The sequence below is a fragment of the Mesorhizobium sp. WSM4849 genome (assembly GCF_055811385.1).
The window spans coordinates 88,958-104,574 of the sequence record NZ_JBVVPW010000017.1; the positions used below are offsets into that span (position 1 = coordinate 88,958).

The 15,617-nt window shown below is 62.1% G+C and carries 14 protein-coding genes and 1 pseudogene; 8 read left to right on the forward strand and 7 right to left on the reverse strand.

Going from position 1 to position 15,617, the window contains the following annotated elements; translation table 11 throughout:
• Positions 1 to 158: 158 nt before the first annotated feature.
• Together pncB and gcvA are read right to left on the reverse strand one after the other, a co-directional pair.
• Complete coding sequence (gene pncB / locus AC0L3L_RS20345; RefSeq protein ID WP_473488399.1) at positions 159 to 1,463, reverse strand: nicotinate phosphoribosyltransferase; 1,305 nt, start codon at positions 1,461 to 1,463, stop codon at positions 159 to 161.
• Positions 1,464 to 1,602: 139 nt separating this feature from the next.
• Positions 1,603 to 2,577: a transcriptional regulator GcvA gene (gene gcvA, locus AC0L3L_RS20350; RefSeq protein WP_473638884.1), complete on the reverse strand. Its 975-nt coding sequence runs from the start codon at positions 2,575 to 2,577 to the stop codon at positions 1,603 to 1,605.
• 235 nt (positions 2,578 to 2,812) lie between these two features.
• Here gcvA and speB point away from each other — a divergent pair, with 235 nt between their 5' ends.
• The 4 genes from speB to AC0L3L_RS20370 all read left to right on the forward strand — a co-directional run bounded on the left by speB (position 2,813) and on the right by AC0L3L_RS20370 (position 6,101).
• Positions 2,813 to 3,874, forward strand: coding sequence for an agmatinase (gene speB, locus AC0L3L_RS20355; protein ID WP_473638885.1), 1,062 nt, complete (start codon positions 2,813 to 2,815; stop codon positions 3,872 to 3,874).
• 89 nt (positions 3,875 to 3,963) lie between these two features.
• Positions 3,964 to 4,767: a transporter substrate-binding domain-containing protein gene (locus AC0L3L_RS20360; RefSeq protein ID WP_473638886.1), complete on the forward strand. Its 804-nt coding sequence runs from the start codon at positions 3,964 to 3,966 to the stop codon at positions 4,765 to 4,767.
• 21 nt (positions 4,768 to 4,788) lie between these two features.
• Positions 4,789 to 5,457 carry an amino acid ABC transporter permease gene (locus tag AC0L3L_RS20365; RefSeq protein ID WP_473638887.1) on the forward strand — a complete coding sequence of 223 codons (669 nt, stop codon included), beginning with the start codon at positions 4,789 to 4,791 and terminating at the stop codon, positions 5,455 to 5,457.
• Entirely contained in the window at positions 5,454 to 6,101 is a 648-nt protein-coding gene (locus AC0L3L_RS20370) for an amino acid ABC transporter permease (protein ID WP_473488396.1), read from the forward strand. Before AC0L3L_RS20365 ends, AC0L3L_RS20370 begins: the two co-directional genes overlap by 4 nt.
• A 159-nt stretch (positions 6,102 to 6,260) precedes the next feature.
• Here the strand turns inward: AC0L3L_RS20370 and AC0L3L_RS20375 are convergent, their stop codons facing one another.
• The gene (locus AC0L3L_RS20375; RefSeq protein ID WP_473527031.1) at positions 6,261 to 7,805 is read right to left on the reverse strand and encodes a winged helix-turn-helix domain-containing protein; all 1,545 of its coding nucleotides are present in this window, start codon (positions 7,803 to 7,805) and stop codon (positions 6,261 to 6,263) included.
• Between the two features lie 124 nt (positions 7,806 to 7,929).
• Between AC0L3L_RS20375 and AC0L3L_RS20380 the strand changes: the two genes are divergently transcribed.
• From AC0L3L_RS20380 to AC0L3L_RS20390, 3 genes and pseudogenes are all read left to right on the forward strand, one after another.
• On the forward strand, positions 7,930 to 8,217 hold the full coding sequence (locus tag AC0L3L_RS20380) for a hypothetical protein (protein WP_473638888.1): 288 nt from the start codon (positions 7,930 to 7,932) through the stop codon (positions 8,215 to 8,217).
• 602 nt (positions 8,218 to 8,819) lie between these two features.
• Positions 8,820 to 8,957, forward strand: a pseudogene (locus AC0L3L_RS20385) (amino acid ABC transporter permease); the annotation flags it as partial.
• A 192-nt stretch (positions 8,958 to 9,149) separates the two neighbouring features.
• Positions 9,150 to 9,515, forward strand: coding sequence for a hypothetical protein (locus AC0L3L_RS20390; protein ID WP_473488456.1), 366 nt, complete (start codon positions 9,150 to 9,152; stop codon positions 9,513 to 9,515).
• A 40-nt stretch (positions 9,516 to 9,555) separates the two neighbouring features.
• Here AC0L3L_RS20390 and AC0L3L_RS20395 read toward each other — a convergent pair whose 3' ends face one another.
• A complete protein-coding gene (locus AC0L3L_RS20395; protein ID WP_473527029.1) occupies positions 9,556 to 10,959 on the reverse strand; it encodes an MATE family efflux transporter in 1,404 nt (467 codons plus the stop codon).
• A gap of 302 nt (positions 10,960 to 11,261) precedes the next feature.
• On the opposite strand from AC0L3L_RS20395, the gene AC0L3L_RS20400 reads away from it, so the two are divergent.
• Positions 11,262 to 11,840: a histidine phosphatase family protein gene (locus tag AC0L3L_RS20400; RefSeq protein WP_473488394.1), complete on the forward strand. Its 579-nt coding sequence runs from the start codon at positions 11,262 to 11,264 to the stop codon at positions 11,838 to 11,840.
• Between the two features lie 31 nt (positions 11,841 to 11,871).
• Here AC0L3L_RS20400 and AC0L3L_RS20405 read toward each other — a convergent pair whose 3' ends face one another.
• Genes AC0L3L_RS20405 through AC0L3L_RS20415 form a run of 3 tightly spaced genes read right to left on the reverse strand, consistent with a single transcriptional unit; the run spans position 11,872 to position 15,617 of the window.
• Positions 11,872 to 13,458, reverse strand: coding sequence for an FGGY-family carbohydrate kinase (locus tag AC0L3L_RS20405; protein ID WP_473638889.1), 1,587 nt, complete (start codon positions 13,456 to 13,458; stop codon positions 11,872 to 11,874).
• Positions 13,455 to 14,138 (reverse strand): HAD-IA family hydrolase, encoded by a 684-nt coding sequence (locus tag AC0L3L_RS20410; RefSeq protein ID WP_473638890.1) that lies wholly within the window; start codon positions 14,136 to 14,138, stop codon positions 13,455 to 13,457. Before AC0L3L_RS20410 ends, AC0L3L_RS20405 begins: the two co-directional genes overlap by 4 nt.
• Positions 14,139 to 15,617 carry a mannitol dehydrogenase family protein gene (locus AC0L3L_RS20415; protein ID WP_473638891.1) on the reverse strand — a complete coding sequence of 493 codons (1,479 nt, stop codon included), beginning with the start codon at positions 15,615 to 15,617 and terminating at the stop codon, positions 14,139 to 14,141.

A 15,617-nucleotide genomic window follows, 5' to 3' on the forward strand; every position in this document is an offset into this window, starting at 1 on the left:
GCTTTCGCCAATCTTCGACGTTGCAGGAAGGGCGCCGTTCGAACGAACTGCCGATCTCCCCCCTTGCGGGGGAGATGTCCGGCAGGACAGAGGGGGGTGGGCGGGAACTCACGCTATCCGAGATTTCCCTTTTGGCGACGCGAAACCATTCGCAGCCTTCACACCTTGACCAGCTGCTCCACGCGGTCTTTCTCGCCAAATAAACGCAGATACCGCTCGATCTCTTTCTCGTCACCGGTGGCCTTGGCTGGATTATCGGAGAGCTTTACCGCCGGGCGGCCATTGGCCTCTGTGACCTTGCAGACCAGTGAGATGGCGTCGAGCCGGTTGGTGTTGGTCGGCGCGCAGCCCTCGAAATCATTGGTCAGGTTGGTGCCCCAGCCGAAGGACATGCGCACCTTGCCGTGGAAATGGCGGTAGGTTTCCTCGATGGTCTCGACCTCGAGCCCGTCGGAGAAGATGAGCAGCTTCTGCCTGGGGTCCTTGCCCTTTTCGCGCCACCAGGAAAGGATCTTTTCGCCGCCTTCGATCGGTGGCGCGCTGTCGGGGCGAAAACCGGTCCAGTCGGCGATCCACTCCGGCGCATCACGCAGGAACGCCGCGGTGCCAAAGGTGTCCGGCAGCACGATCAGCAAATTGCCGCCATAATAGCGCTGCCAGTCCTGCAGCACCTTGTAGGGCGACTGTTTCAATTCCTTTTCCGAATTGGCGAGCGCGGCGAACACCATCGGCAGTTCATGCGCGTTGGTGCCGAGCGCTTCGAGGTCGTTGTCCATGGCGAGCAGCACGTTGGACGTACCGGTGAAAGCCTCGCCGATACCTTCCTTGAGCGCTTCGACGCACCAGCGCTGCCACAGGAAGGAATGGCGGCGGCGGGTGCCGAAATCCGAAATGCGGATATCGGGCAGCGCTTTCAGCCGCTCGGTCTTGGCCCACATCTTGGCCTTGGCGCGTGCATAGAGCACGTCGAGCGCGAAGGGCCCGAACGCCCGCATGGCCGCGCGAGATCGAAGTTCATTGATAATTGCCAGCGCCGGAATCTCCCACAGCGTCGTGTACATCCACGGGCCGCTGAACCTCAATTCGTACTGGCCATCGCGCTTGGAAAGCTCGTATTCGGGCAGCTGGAAATTTTCGAGCCAGGCAAGGAATTCCGGTTCGAAAATCTGCTTGCGGCCATAGAAGGTGTTGCCGCCGAGCCAGATCATCTCTTTCTTCGAGAAGCGCAAGGTGCGGGCATGGTTGAGCTGATCACGCAGTTCCACCTCGTCGATCTCCTCGGCAAGGCGAACCGAGGTGGTGCGGTTGATCAGTGAGAAGGTGGCATCGACCTCGGGATACATGCCCCAGATCATCTGCAGCATCAGCAGCTTGTAGAAATCGGTGTCAAGCAGGCTGCGGACGATCGGGTCGAGCTTCCAGGTGTGGTTGTAGACGCGCCGCGCTATATCGGTCTTAGTCATGTCTCGATGCCGCCTTCACTGCTGGCTCCCTGCGGAATGCCTCTTAGCATTGAATTTTTGAAAACGCCTCCCGCTTTGCGGGCTGGCCCGACAAAAAGAAAAGCCTGCGGCAAGCACGCAGCTTCGGCAAATTGCAGCCTCAGGACACAGTCTTGGCGCCGACCACGCGCAGCGCCGGACGCTTCCTGCGGGCGCCGATGCGGCCCGCCACCGGCGCATCGGCGCGGCTGTCGGCCTGTTCTTTCTCGGCAAACAGCCAGCCGATGAACAGCTGCACGATCGGCGCCGACCTCATCTCGTTGCGGCAGACGACGTAGAAATCGTCGACCGCCGGCACCGACAGGCTGAACGGCGCTACAAGCAGTCCCCTGGCGAGCAGTCCGCTTGCGGTCACCGTATCGCCAAGCGCCACGCCGTGGCCATGAACCGCCGCCTCGGTCGCCATGCGAGCATCGCCGAGATGGTGGCGGCGGCCGCGCTCCAGATCCAGCGCATCGGCGGCCGCCAGCCAGGTGTGCCATTCACGGCCGTCGTCGCCATGCAGGAAGACGTGGTCGGCGAGATCGCGCACGGTGCGGATCGGACGGTTGTTGATCAGCGTCGGGCTGACCACCGGGAACAGTTCGAGACCCGACCATTTGCGCATCCAGCAATCGGTCCAGCTGCCGTCGCCATAGTGCACGCAGACGTCGATATGCGGCGCGCGGATGTCCTTGGCGTCGTTGGACGGGATCAGCGTCAGCCTGATATCGGGATATTGCGAGGTGAAGCTGCCGAGCCGCGGGATCATCCACAACAGCAGCAGCGCCGGCACGCAGGACACCGAGAGGGCGCCGGTGCTCGCCGGCCTCGTCATGCGCTGCGTGGCGGCGGCGATACCGTCGAAGGCGGTCGACACCGCCGGCAGCAATTCGGCGCCGTGCGGCGTCAGCTTCACCCGCTGACCAGCGCGCTCGAACAGCTTGACGCCAAGCGACTGTTCGAGCGCCTTGATCTGGTGGCTGATGGCGCCATGGGTGACGTTGAGCTCAGCCGCGGCCTTGGTCAGCGAGGCGTGGCGCGCCGTCGCCTCGAAGGCCCGCAAAGGATTCAGGGGAGGTAGACGCTTGGCCATCGGGGCCTCAAAGGAGCACGATCCCGAAAAGTGGGGACCCGGTTTTCGGATAAGATCGTGCTCAACATTAATGTGAGATTTTCTCACAGCAAAGACCCTAACAATATCAATTGATTTTTCAATGCAGCTGCAAGACACTTTGGGTCGAACAGCATCAAGACGTGAAATCCGCAGGCAGCCGGCAGGATGGCGACCGTCATTGATGGCCGCTCCGCACCAGCCATGGAGGACCGACATGGGTTATGATCGCGGCAAGCTCGAAGCGTTGCGCCGCAAATATGGCGAGAGCCATGGCGGCGAGATGTTCGACCCGAAATTCCGGCGCGTCGCCGACAAGATCTTCTCCAAGAGCGGCACACGGCTGGCGCCCTATTCCGGCATCCCGACCTTCCTCGCCGCGCCCTACCGGGAAATTGCCGCCGACAATCCTGATTTCGGCGACCTGCAGGTGGCGATGATCGGCGTGCCGATGGACCTCGGCGTCACCAACCGGCCGGGTGCCCGCTTCGGGCCAAGGGCGCTGCGCGCCATCGAGCGCATCGGCCCCTACAACCATGTACTGGAATGCGCACCCACGCATGAGCTGAAGGTGGCCGACATCGGCGACGTGCCGTTCCAGAGCCGCTACCGGCTGGAGACCAGTCATGACGACATCGAGCGCCGCACCAACCAGATCGTCGATGCCGGCGTCATCCCGCTATCGGTCGGCGGCGATCATTCGATCAGCCACCCGATCCTGAAGGCTGTCGGCAAAAAAGCGCCGGTCGGCATGATCCATATCGACGCCCACTGCGACACCAGCGGCCTGTTCGACATGACCAAGTTCCACCATGGCGGTCCGTTTCGCAACGCGGTGCTGGACGGCGTGCTCGACCCGTCGCGCACCATCCAGATCGGCATCCGCGGCTCGGCCGAGTATCTGTGGGAGTTCACCTATGAATCCGGGATGACCGTCGTGCATGCCGAGGAGGTGACCGGCCTCGGCATGTCAGCCATCATCGAGAAGGCGCGCAAGATCGTCGGCGATGGCCCGACTTATGTGTCTTTCGACATCGACAGCATCGACCCGGCCTTCGCGCCCGGCACCGGCACGCCGGAAGTCGGCGGGCTGACGACGCGGGAGGTGCTTGAACTTCTGCGCGGCCTGAAGGGCCTCAACATCGTCGGCGGCGACGTCGTCGAGGTGGCGCCGCAATATGACGCGACCACCAACACCGCACATGCCGGCGCGCAGGTGCTGTTCGAGATCCTCAGCCTGATGGTGTTCAGCCCGGCGATCTCAGGCAAGCGAGCCTGACGCATCAGACCATGAAGTTCCAAGGCGACCGCCGCGCTGGAGCCGGCGGCCGCATTCAAACAAAACAAGCTTCCAGCAGGGGAACGACAATGACACTTCTCATGAAGCTCAAATCATCCATCGCAGCCGTGCTGATGCTCGCCGGCCTTGGTCTTGCCACCCAGGCCGCCAATGCCGACGCGGTCGACGACATCACCAGGGCCGGCGCCATCAATGTCGGCATTTTCTCCGACTTTCCGCCCTTCTCCTCGGCCAGTGCCGACATGAGCATCAAGGGCTATGACATCGACGTGGCGCAGTTCATCGCCGACCAGCTCAAGGTCAAACTCAATTTGGTCAGCGTGACCGGCCAGAACCGCATTCCGTATCTTACCGACAAGCGCGTCGATATCCTGATGAGCGTCGGCTATTCCAAGGAGCGTGAGCAGGTGATCGATTTCGCCGCCGCCTACGCACCCTATTATATCGCCGTCATCGGCCCGGCCGCGCTCAAGGTCGAAGGCAAGGACGACCTCTCCGACAAGTCGATCGCCGTCAACCGCGGCACGCTGGAAGATACGTCACTGACCGAGGCAGCACCCGCCTCGGCCGACATCCGCCGTTTCGACAACTACAACTCCGTCATCCAGGCCTTCATCTCGGGTCAGACCCAGCTGATGGTCGTCGGCAACGATGTCGGCGCCCAGGTGCTCGCCCGCCAGGAGGCACTGAAGCCTGAACAGAAGTTCCAGCTTCTCACCTCGCCCTCACATATCGGCCTCAACAAGAACGAGGACCGCCTGAAGCAGGCGGTCAACGACGCGGTCGCCAAGATGCTGGCCGACGGCAAGCTGGACGAAAGCTCGAAAGCCTGGCTCAAAACACCGCTCAATCCCGACAACCTCAAGGATTGATCTCCGGGGTAAGGACCTATCATGGGCTACAGCCTCGACTTCGGCTGGCTTGCCGATGCGATAGGTGCGATCGCGCGCGGGGCGGCCATGACGATCCTTTTGATCGCCGTGACCACGCTCGCGGGAACGTTCCTCAGCATCCTCGGCGCGGCAGGGCGGCGAAACGGCCCCTTGCTGCTCAAGCGGGCAATCGGCGTCTATGTCGAAATTATCAGGAACACGCCGTTCCTGGTGCAGTTGTTCTTCATCTTCTTCGGGTTGCCCAGCATCGGCGTGAGGCTCGATCCGCTGCTGGCCGCCATGCTGGCAATGACGCTCAACATGGCGGCCTACACGATCGAGATCGTCGGCGCCGGGCTCGACGCCGTGCCGCGCGGGCAGACGGAAGCAGCCCTTGCGCTTGGGCTCAGGCTGCGCCAGGTGTTCGTCAAGATCGTGCTGCCGCAGGCACTCAAGGTGATCTATCCGGCGCTGACCAGCCAGATCATCATCATGATGCTGGAGTCGGCCGTGGTGTCGCAGATCGCGGTGCGCGAACTGACCTACGAGGCCGACATGCTGCAGGCGCGCACCTTCCGTGCTTTCGAGACCTATTTCGTGGTGACGATCGTCTATCTCGTTCTTTCCGTGGGGCTGCGCCGGCTGCTGGTCAGCGCCGGCCGCCACGCTCTGGGAGCCGGCGTGTCATGATCGAATTTACCTTTTGGGATATCGTCCGCAACCTTCTGCTCGCCGCGCGCTGGACGGTGCTTCTGTCGCTGGCGGCCTTCGTCGGCGGCGGTGTGGTCGGCATGCTCGTGCTGTTCTTCAGGATCGCCAAGAATAAATGGGCGCGGCGGCTTGCGTCGGGCTACATCGCGCTTTTCCAGGGAACGCCGCTGCTCATGCAGCTCTTCCTGATGTTCTTCGGCCTGCCGATGCTGGGCTTGCGCATCGAACCTTGGACCGCCGCAGCACTTGGCCTTACCTTCTTCGCCAGTGCCTATCTCGCCGAAATCTGGCGCAGCGGTGTCGATGCGCTGCCGCGCGGCCAGTGGGACGCCGGCGCCAGTCTCGGCCTTCACTATCTGCAGGAACTGAGGCTGATCATCCTGCCGCAAGCGTTTTCGATCACCCGCGCCCCGACCGTCGGTTTCCTGGTGCAGCTGATCAAGTCGACCGCGCTGACCTCAATCATCGGTTTCGAGGAACTGGTCAGGACATCCAACGCGATCAACAACGCGACCTTCGAGCCGTTCACCGTCTATGGGCTGGTCGCCTTGATCTTCTTCGTCATGTGCTTTCCGCTGACGCAATATGCACGCAGGCTTGAACGCGCGACGGCTACAAACTAGGGATCTGCCTCTGCGGTCAGCGCTCGAATGTCTCCTTTGGGTCAGAACTGCCGTTCACCAACGTCCGGTTCTGACCCAAGGAGGTCGTTCGCGAGTTGAACTTCGAACGTCCGCAACGGGTGGCACGCGCCGTTGAGCGGCGCGGCCTGGGAAGCTTCTTCAGTTCGGGAGACCGGCGTTGATATACCCTTCGACAAAGTGCTCCCGGTCAGCGGGATTTTGAAACGGATGTATGTCAGCCCAGCGTCGAGCCTTAAAATTAGGGTTGTCGGAAAGAAACAGTGCAGCCTCCGCCTTCGCTTCATCGAGACGACCAAGTTGCGCCAAGCTGGCCGCCAGAACACGCTGGGAGCCCGTTCGATACGTTGCTTCGTGCTTCAATGCCTCGATCGCCTCGATCGCTTCCCCATATCGGCGCGCGGCATAGTTGGCGAAGCCCAGCACCCAAAAATAGACTCGCGGGGGATATGGGTTGAGCCGGAAGGCCCTCTTGACGCTTTCGACCCCTTCACTCGCCCTTCCTTGGAAGACACGTAGATCCGCCTGCAAGGCCCATGCGTCAGCATGATTGGGATTGAGACGCAGGGCTTCGCCGAACTCCATGTCACCACGGGAAAGATCTCCCTCATAAGCATGGATGTAGCCCAATATCATCCGGGCATCTGCATTTTCCGTGTCGAGGGCTCCCGCGCGATCGGCAGCCTTCAGAGCTGTCGCACGGTGACGCTCCAGATCCTCCCCCCACATCGCCCAAGCCGCACAGTGGCTCATTGCAAGCCATGCATGTGCCGCGGCAAAGCCGGGGTCTTTTTCAATTGCCGCCCGGAGCAGCGGCCGAGCCGCTTCGTTGCCCTTCGTCGATTGCATGACCAATGCTCGACCACGAACAAAATGGTCGTACGCGTCGATGCTTGTTGCACGCGGCCCCACTGAGAGTCGCCCACGAGGAAGCGCCCCTGCAAGTGCGGCGACGATTCGTCCGACTACGTCATCCTGAAGCTTGAAAACATCATCGAGGTCGCCGTCGAAACGATCAGCCCAAACTTGCGTTATCTCAGCCACTTTAGTGAGCTCGGCATTGATACGCACGCGTCCCCCGGCGCGGCGGACGCTTCCCTCGACAATGTATGCGACGCCCAACTCCGCTCCGATCGCGCGGAGGTCGATTTGCTTTCCTCGATAGGCAAAGGATGAATGCCGCGCGATCACGGTCATGCCCGGTACTTTCGATAAGTCGGTAATCAGGTCTTCCGACAAGCCCTCGGAAAAAGGCACCTGCTCAGGGTCGTTGCCGAGGTTTCTGAACGGGAGGACGGCAACCGACAAATGGCCCTGTGCGGATCGTCGTGCTGCATCGCCCTGCGGTTGAGGCTCCATCCCATCTTCATCGTCATGGATCGATCCTGCAAACCGGTAGCCGACGCGCGGCACGGTCTTGATCCACTCCATGCCGTCGCTCGCTTCGCTCAGACTCCTCCGGAGAGCGGCAATCTGAACGGTGAGGTTGCTTTCCTCGATGCTTGTCGCTGGCCAGGCCGCGTCCATTAGTTCCGCGCGGGTCACCACACCGCCGCCTGCTTCGAGCAGCACCTCCAGGAGTGCAAGTGCGCGTGCTCCCATCGGTGTCGGCAGCCCGCGCGCCAAGAGGAGCCTCCGGCGGCGATCAAATACAAATGGTCCGAACCTTAGCGCTTCCCCAGCCATGGCTAGAATTTACACAATCTACCTTCGAATTTCGGAATTTTTCGTAGCTTTCCCCACGCCTGCGATCGGCCGGTTCTTCATTCTCCAGGCATCGGAAGATGGCTTCCGCTTTAGGAGAGTAATCATGTCGACACTGACAGCACTGGTCGGGTTCTCGCTTCTCGCCACCTCGGCACTCGCCGATCAGCCGGTAGCAAACCCAGCATATCTCGGCGTTCGATCCAACAATCCGGAACAGGAAACCTACGCCAGCCGCGTCGATAGCACTACACTCGCGAGAACCTTAGCGTTCATTGGACCGGCCCGCAGTTTCGGCCCGGTCACCCGCGAGCCGGAGAAGGATACAGTCGCGTACACTCCGCTCTTCGTCGATCCGGACTCATGCAGGGTATCACTCAACATATACCACTGAAATGAAGTTCAACAGTGACGGTTCGAGGGACCGGACCCCCGCAGACGAGGATTCCACGCCGCGTCACCAAGGCTGCTCAAGGCATCGTTTAACAGCCCGCTTCATACGCATAACCGCATGCTATTCGACCTCGACGGCAAACTCGTTTGGGCCAGCCGAGGCTTAATCTTTCCAACAAAGAGATGAGCCGTGTCGGACTTTAAAGATATCTTAATGGAAGTACTTCGGATCGCGACCTTCCAACCCCGCGAGGCCCGCATGCGCTATCACCTTCCCCAGTGGGAAGACAGGGCGCAAGCGTCCGAAAGAAAGAGGGCGTTTGGATGCCCAAGCGCCAGTGCCTTCGACGGGAACCCTGGTGAAAGGGGGGGTCGAATGAGCTTGGTGACTCCTGTGTCCTCCCTATCACCCGCTAGATCGGCTTGGTCGCGCAGAAAGCCGCTATTTGCAGGCCGGCATCACCTGATTCTAACAAACCTTGGTCTAAGTCTGGGTATAAACGCCAAGTCGCCCTCGATGGGTCCAGCCATGCGCCCGGTCGTTGTTGTCTCAGAGAACCCCGAAAACGCTGATTATCAAACGATTTTCGGGGCCTGGCCAGCAGGACATCGAACGCGATCAACAACGCGACCTTCGAGCCGTTCACCGTCTATGGGTTGGTCGCCTTGATCTTCTTCGTCATGTGCTTCCCGCTGACGCAATATGCACGCTCGCTTGAACGACGGGCGACTACAAACTAGCAAGCTGCCTCTGCGCTTAGCGTTTCGAATGCCATCTTTTGGGTCAAAAGCAGTCATTGGGGATTATCCGGTTCCGCGTTGTGAAGAACGATTGGTGACGATAACCGTGTTTCCGGCTGCCTCTTCGGAGCTATCTCCTTGTTGGAAGAAGAGTTCTGTGTACTCTCACAATGCTTTATCAAGGGCTTGGGGATGAGAATTGTAATATTCGTCGCGTTGGCCGCGACAGCGGCTGGATGCGCGACCTCTCCGGTCGACTATGGAGCGTCGCTTTCGAAGCAAGACCGGAAATGGGCGTCGCCGGAATGCCAGCAAGCCCGCATGGAGGCTTCGGACTACGACGCTCGCGAAAAAAAGCAGCCGGGCTGGGGAACCGGCGTCTTTCTTGGCCCGTACGGATTGGGGCTCGCAGCAGCCATCAAGGAGCACCAGCAGAAGCAACGAAAATTGTTCGCTCGCGCGGTGCACTTGCGGTGCTCAAGCCTTCCACTGCCAAAGGAGTTGCAAAGCGACTTAAGCCCACAGGCCGCGAGTGCAAATCAGACGAAATATCCATAGACCTCACGACCCCGCCCTCCTCGTGAGGAAGCCGCTTTCATCAATGCCCAAAGGAGAGCGGCGGCGCGATACGATCCCGCCGCAGCCAGCGCGCCAGAAGCAGCGCCGCCACCACCGCCAGCCCCAACGACAGGCCGATCCAGATGCCGACGCCGTCGAGCCCGGAATAGAAGGCGAGCAGCACGCCGAGCGGCAGGCCGATGCCCCAATAGCCGATCGCGGCATAGATCATCGGCAACTTGGTGTCGTGCAAGCCGCGCAGCATGCCGGCCGCCACGGCCTGTGCGCCGTCGAAAATCTGAAACAGCGCGGCAAAGGCCAGGAACGACACTGCAAGCCCGATCACTGTGGCATTGGCCGGGTCACCAAGATCGATGAAGGCGCTGATCAGCAGCTGCGGCCACAGGATCATCACCAGCCCCATCAGCGCCATGAACGAGACGCCGATGACAAAAGCGGTCCAGCCGGCGCGGGAAACACCTTCCGGATTGCCGGCGCCATGGGCGAGCCCGACGCGCACCGTAGCCGCCTGGTTGAGGCCGAGCGGCACCATGAAGCTGATCGAGGCGATCTGGATGGCGATGGCATGCGCGGCGAGCGAGGCCGCGTCGATCAGGCCCATGAGAAGGGCTGCCGCGTTGAAGATCGTCACCTCGAAAGCGAGGAGGCCGGCGATCGGCAAGCCGAGCCGCAGCAAGCCCTTGAAGCGCGGCCAGTCGGCCCGCCAGAAGCGCCCGAACAGTTGGTAGCGCCGAAACTTCGGCTCAAGCATCACCACCGCCGCCATGCCGGCGAACATCAGCGTGCTGGACAGCGTGGTGGAGAGGCCCGATCCGGCGATGCCCATCGAAGGGGCGCCGAGATTGCCGAACATGAACACCCAGTTAAAGAAAACATTGCAGGCGACGGCAACGAAGACGATGACCAGCGCCCAACCCGGCCGCTCCAGCGCCGAGATGAACGAGCGCAGGACGATATAGCCGTAGAAGGGCAGCACCGCCCATTCGAGCCAGCGGAGGTAGATGCCGGCCTGATAGGCCAGCGCCGGTTCCTGGCCCATGGCCAGCAACACGGCCTCGCCGTACCAGAGAAATATCCATATCGGGATTGAGATGAGGATCGCCAGCCACAGGCCCTGCCGCACAGTGCGGCGCAGATCGCGCACGGAATGGCGACGGCGGCCGAGTTCTGTGGCGATCATCGGCGAGGTCGCCAGCATCAGGCCGAGCCCGAAGATCAGAGGCATGAAATAGAGGTTGGCGCCGAGCGCGCCACTGGCCAGCGTGTCCGGACCCAGCCGCCCCATCATCATGACGTCGGTGGCGGTCATCGCGGTCTGGCCGAGATTGGTGAGAACCATCGGCCAGGCGAGCGCCAGCGTCGCCCTGATTTCCTGACGCCAAAGGTTTTCCGGCGCGCGGGCACCGGCTTCGATCGCAGACATTTTTTCGCCTATCCGATTGCGGCGCATCGGCTAAAAGCCGGAAGCCGCGTCTCAGCGCGGAAAATGGCCGTGATCGGTCCGGATTCCGCATTAACAGCACGGCTTGTCTACGAAAGGGGCAGCTATGGCAAGAGGCTGACTCAGAGTAAGAGTTGAGCCAGCAAGGGCGTACGGTCTCAACTCCGCCTGTCTGGCCCGCCTGTTTGGCCCGTCTGTTTGGAGAGAGCGCAAGCCGTTATGGTTGCGTCGTTGGCCGATCTGAAGAGCGGGCATCATATCGGATTCCATCGAAAGGCATGCGGATGAGCGCGTTTCCCGAAATCTATATGGTTCGGCATGGCGAGACGGAATGGAGTGCCTCCGGGAAGCATACCGGCCTGACCGACATACCGCTGACGCCTGCCGGTGAGGAGGCCGCCGGGCGGGTCGCTGAGCGGTTACAGGGCCTTTCGTTCCAGGCTGTCTGGTCGAGCCCGTCTCAGCGCGCCTTCAAGACTTGTACGCTGGCCGGCTTCGGTTCGGCCGGCGCGAAAAAGGCCGATCTGGCGGAATGGGATTACGGCGCTTACGAGGGACTGACCACAAAGCAGATCCTCATCGAGCGCCCCGGCTGGCGTCTGTTTCGCGACGGCTGCCCTGACGGCGAGACGGCAGAGGATGTCGGCGCGAGGGCGGATCGGATCGTCAGCGAGTTGCGTGACGTCCACGGCAATGTCCTAGTGTTTTCAAGCTCTCACTTCCTGCGGGTGCTGGCCGCGCGCTGGCTCGGCCTGCCGCCGCAAGATGGCGCCTTGTTTGTGCTGGATACCGCCAGCACAAGCGTTCTCGGCTACGAGCACGACCTTGGCGAACCAATTATCCGGCGATGGAACCAGAGATAGCAGACGCATTGCAGTGTTGTTCGCGCCGCGCCTACCTGATTTCGTCCAGCGCCTGTCTCTGCCGGTGCATCTCCAAAAACACGCGGTAGTCGCGATCAAACCGGCTGGCGGCGGCCGGATTCGACGCCCGCTTCCTGCCGCCCTGCTGCATGGCGAGGCAAGCGGCGTTGAGATCAGGAAAATGCCCGGCGGCGGTGGCCGCGATCATGCCGGTGCCGAGCAGCACCGCCTCGTCGGCCAGCGGCTCGACCACCGTACAGCCGGTGGCGTCAGCATAAAGCTCCATCAGCAGCGGGTTTTTGGTGTGACCGCCGGTGACATGCAGCGTGTCGATCAGATAGCCGTTCTCGTTCAGTGCTTCCAGCACATGGCGCACGCCGAGCGCGATGCTTACGGCGGTGCGCCAATAGAGCTTGCACAGGCTGTCGAACGAGGACTCCAGCGTCAGCCCGCTTATGACGCCGACCGCATGCGGATCGGCGAGCGGCGAGCGGTTGCCGTGGAAATCCGGCAGCACATGCAGCCTTGCCGCAAGGTTCTCGCCCTCGACGGCGCGCAACTCGGCAACGCGCCGGGCGATCCTGGCGTGCATGGCGGCGTCCGGTTCCCCGCCGGCGCCATGCCAGCGGATGATATGATCGAGCAGCGCGCCGGTGGCCGATTGGCCGCCTTCCGACAGCCAAAGCCGGGGTAGGGCCGCGCCATAATACGGGCCCCAGACGCCGGCAAAGGGTTGCGGGTCGGGCGACATCGCCATGACGCAGCTCGAGGTGCCGGCGATCAACGCCAGATGCCGGCCGATGTTGGTTTCGTCGCCGGCAAAACCGCCGAGCACGCCGAGCGCGCCGGCATAGGCGTCGATGACGCCGGCGCCGACCCGGCATTTTTCGGTCAGGCCGAGCTCAGCCGCAGCTTCCGCGCTCAGACGGCCGATATCGGCGCCGACCGGGCTGGCCTTATCAGGCAGATTGCCATGCTCGAAAAGGTCGCCGAGCCCGACGGCTTGAAAGAAGTCGTGCCGCCAGCCGGTCTCTTCATGCGCCAGATAGGTCCATTTGGCGGTCAGCGTACATTGCGAGCGGGCGAGCGAACCGGTCGCCTTCCAACTGAGAAAGTCGGTGAGATCGAATAGATAGCCGGCTTCGTTCCATGTTCCGGGCAGGTTGCGCTTCAGCCACATCAGCTTCGGCGTCTCCATTTCCGGCGACATGACGCCGCCAATATAGTCGAGCACAGCATGGCCGCTTTCGGTGCATTCATCGGCCTCGGCAATGGCGCGGTGATCGAGCCAGACGATGGTGTCCCAGCGCCTATCGCCTGATACCGACACGCTGAGCTGGCCACCATCCTTGCCCCGCACCACCAGCGAGCAGGTGGCGTCGAAGGAGATGCCGACAATGTCCTGCGCTGCCGCGCCGGCCTTTTCGCGGGCGGCGCGCACCGCAATGCAGACCGCCGACCAGATATCCTGCGAATCGTGTTCGGCGTGCTCGGCCTTCGGCCGGTTCATGACGATCGGGTGCTCGGCGCGGCCGAGCAAGGTGCCTCCGGTGTCGAGAATGCCCGCACGGGCGCTCCCGGTGCCGACATCGACCGCGCAAACGAAACTGTTCGTCAAGATATTCTTACTCTCGCTCCCAGGCCTGCAATCAGATCGGGCAGTTGCAGCATGTCAGCGAATATAAAGTCCGGTTCACTCGACGCAAGCCGCGCTTTCAGTGCCGGGTTGCCGGCATGCGAACCGCCGGTGAAGGCAAGGACGCGCATGCCCGCCGCCCGTGCCGCCGCGACGCCGGCGGGGCTGTCCTCGATGACGAGACAATTTTGCGGGATTGCCCCCATGCTGGCGGCTGCGTGGAGAAAAAGGTCCGGCGCCGGCTTGCCTCGCGCCACCATGGCGGCGCTGAACAGATGCGGCTCGAGCAGCCCGATCAGCCCGGTGACGTCGAGCGCATAGCGGATGCGGTCCAGCGTGCCGGAGGAGGCGACGCAGCATGGCATGGCGAGCTTTGGCAGAACCTGCCCGATGCCGGGGATAGGCTTCAGCTCGTCGCGAAATTTGCGCATCAGCTCGACGCGCATCGCGCTCAGGTGCTGGTCGGTGATATCAAGTCCGAAGTCGCGGGCGAGGATTTCGCGAACGCTTTTCATGCTCTTGCCGAGGAAATGCTCATAGGCGGCATCCTCGCTGACACTGCCGCCGGCGAGCGTGATCATGCCGAGCAATGCCGAAACGGACAGCCCCTCGCTATCAACCAGTACGCCGTCGCAGTCGAAAATGACCAGTTCAGGCGCCATTCAGAGATTGCCGGCGAGATAGCGCGTCAGCGTCGTACGCGCGCCATCGGCCCAGAGCGCCTTAAGCGCATTGGCAAAGGCCCCGACGAACGGCGCCGAGCGGCCAACATCGCCATAGATGTCTTCCATGGCCAGCCAGGCGGCAGGCGCATCCTTTGCCGCCCTGGCGGTCGTCTGCAGCCGGTCCCAGCTCGGATCGTTGGGTTCGATGACGGCGCCGCTATCGGTCGTGCCGAAGCAGTAGCGGCACCAGAGTGCCGATTCCAGCGCCAGGCCGGCGACGCCCTTGCCGGCCTTCAGCCGGTCGGCGATGGTCGGGATGATGAATTTCGGCTGCCGGTTGGAGCCGTCGAGGCAAAGCCTGCGGATGGTGTCGCCAATCTTCGGATTGGAGAAGCGGTGCTCGATGAGCTGGTAATAATCCTCCAGCACGGTGTCCGGCACCGGCGGCACGGTCGGGATGATCTCGTCATGCTCCAGCCTGTCGAGAAAGCCGCGCACCAGCGGCTCCTGCATCGCCTCGTGGACGAAATGGATGTCCATCAGCCCGGCCGGATAGGCAATGGTCGCATGGCCGCCATTGAGGATACGGATCTTCATCAGCTCGTAGGGCGCGACATCGCTGACGAACTGTACGCCGACCTTTTCCAGCGGCGGCCTTCCGTCGGTGAAATGGTCCTCCAGCACCCACTGCCTGAACGGCTCGCAGAACACCGGCCAATTGTCGTCGAGACCGAACTCGCTCGACAGAATGCCGCGCTCACGGTCGGTGGTTGCCGGCGTGATGCGGTCGACCATGCCGTTGGGAAAGGCGACGTTCCCGCTCACCCAGCTCGCCAGATCCTGGTCGATCAGCCGGGCGAGCCCGATGACGCCATCGGCGGTGACATGGCCGTTATGGGGGATATTGTCGCAGGACATGATTGTGAAGGGCACAATGCCATCGTCGCGGCGGCGCAACAGCCCGGCAAGAATGATGCCGAACACGGTCTTCGGCATTGCTCCCGGCTGCGCATCGGCGACGATGTCCGGATGGGTCGGGTTGAACACGCCCGACGCCGGATCGATGAAATAGCCGCCCTCGGTGATGGTCAGCGAAACGATCTTGATCGCCGGATCGGCAAGCCGTTCGATGATCGCGGCCGCGTCGCCCGGCATCAGGAAGTCGATCATGACTCCGGTGACGCGGGCGCTCATGTGGCCAGAATCCTGCTCGACCACAGTGGTCAGCCAGTCCTGTTCCTGCAACTTGCCGCGGCCGACCTTTTCGCCCTCGAAGACACCGGCGCCGACAATTGCCCAGTCGTGGCCGACGCCGGCATTGAACAGATCGTCGAGATAGACAGCCTGATGCGAACGATGGAAATTGCCGACGCCGAAATGCACGATGCCGGCCCTGAGCGCGGCGCGATCATATTTCGGGCCAGCAACTTTTTCCGGCAGGCGGGACAGTGCCGCCGATGAGAGTTTTACGGTCAT

Coding starts and splice junctions, on each gene's coding strand:
- pncB (WP_473488399.1), bottom strand. CDS start 1,463: ATGACTAAGACCGATATAGCGCGGCGCGTCTACAACCACACCTGGAAG.
- gcvA (WP_473638884.1), bottom strand. CDS start 2,577: ATGGCCAAGCGTCTACCTCCCCTGAATCCTTTGCGGGCCTTCGAGGCG.
- speB (WP_473638885.1), top strand. CDS start 2,813: ATGGGTTATGATCGCGGCAAGCTCGAAGCGTTGCGCCGCAAATATGGC.
- AC0L3L_RS20360 (WP_473638886.1), top strand. CDS start 3,964: ATGACACTTCTCATGAAGCTCAAATCATCCATCGCAGCCGTGCTGATG.
- AC0L3L_RS20365 (WP_473638887.1), top strand. CDS start 4,789: ATGGGCTACAGCCTCGACTTCGGCTGGCTTGCCGATGCGATAGGTGCG.
- AC0L3L_RS20370 (WP_473488396.1), top strand. CDS start 5,454: ATGATCGAATTTACCTTTTGGGATATCGTCCGCAACCTTCTGCTCGCC.
- AC0L3L_RS20375 (WP_473527031.1), bottom strand. CDS start 7,805: ATGGCTGGGGAAGCGCTAAGGTTCGGACCATTTGTATTTGATCGCCGC.
- AC0L3L_RS20380 (WP_473638888.1), top strand. CDS start 7,930: ATGTCGACACTGACAGCACTGGTCGGGTTCTCGCTTCTCGCCACCTCG.
- AC0L3L_RS20390 (WP_473488456.1), top strand. CDS start 9,150: ATGAGAATTGTAATATTCGTCGCGTTGGCCGCGACAGCGGCTGGATGC.
- AC0L3L_RS20395 (WP_473527029.1), bottom strand. CDS start 10,959: ATGTCTGCGATCGAAGCCGGTGCCCGCGCGCCGGAAAACCTTTGGCGT.
- AC0L3L_RS20400 (WP_473488394.1), top strand. CDS start 11,262: ATGAGCGCGTTTCCCGAAATCTATATGGTTCGGCATGGCGAGACGGAA.
- AC0L3L_RS20410 (WP_473638890.1), bottom strand. CDS start 14,138: ATGGCGCCTGAACTGGTCATTTTCGACTGCGACGGCGTACTGGTTGAT.
- AC0L3L_RS20415 (WP_473638891.1), bottom strand. CDS start 15,617: ATGACCGTAAAACTCTCATCGGCGGCACTGTCCCGCCTGCCGGAAAAA.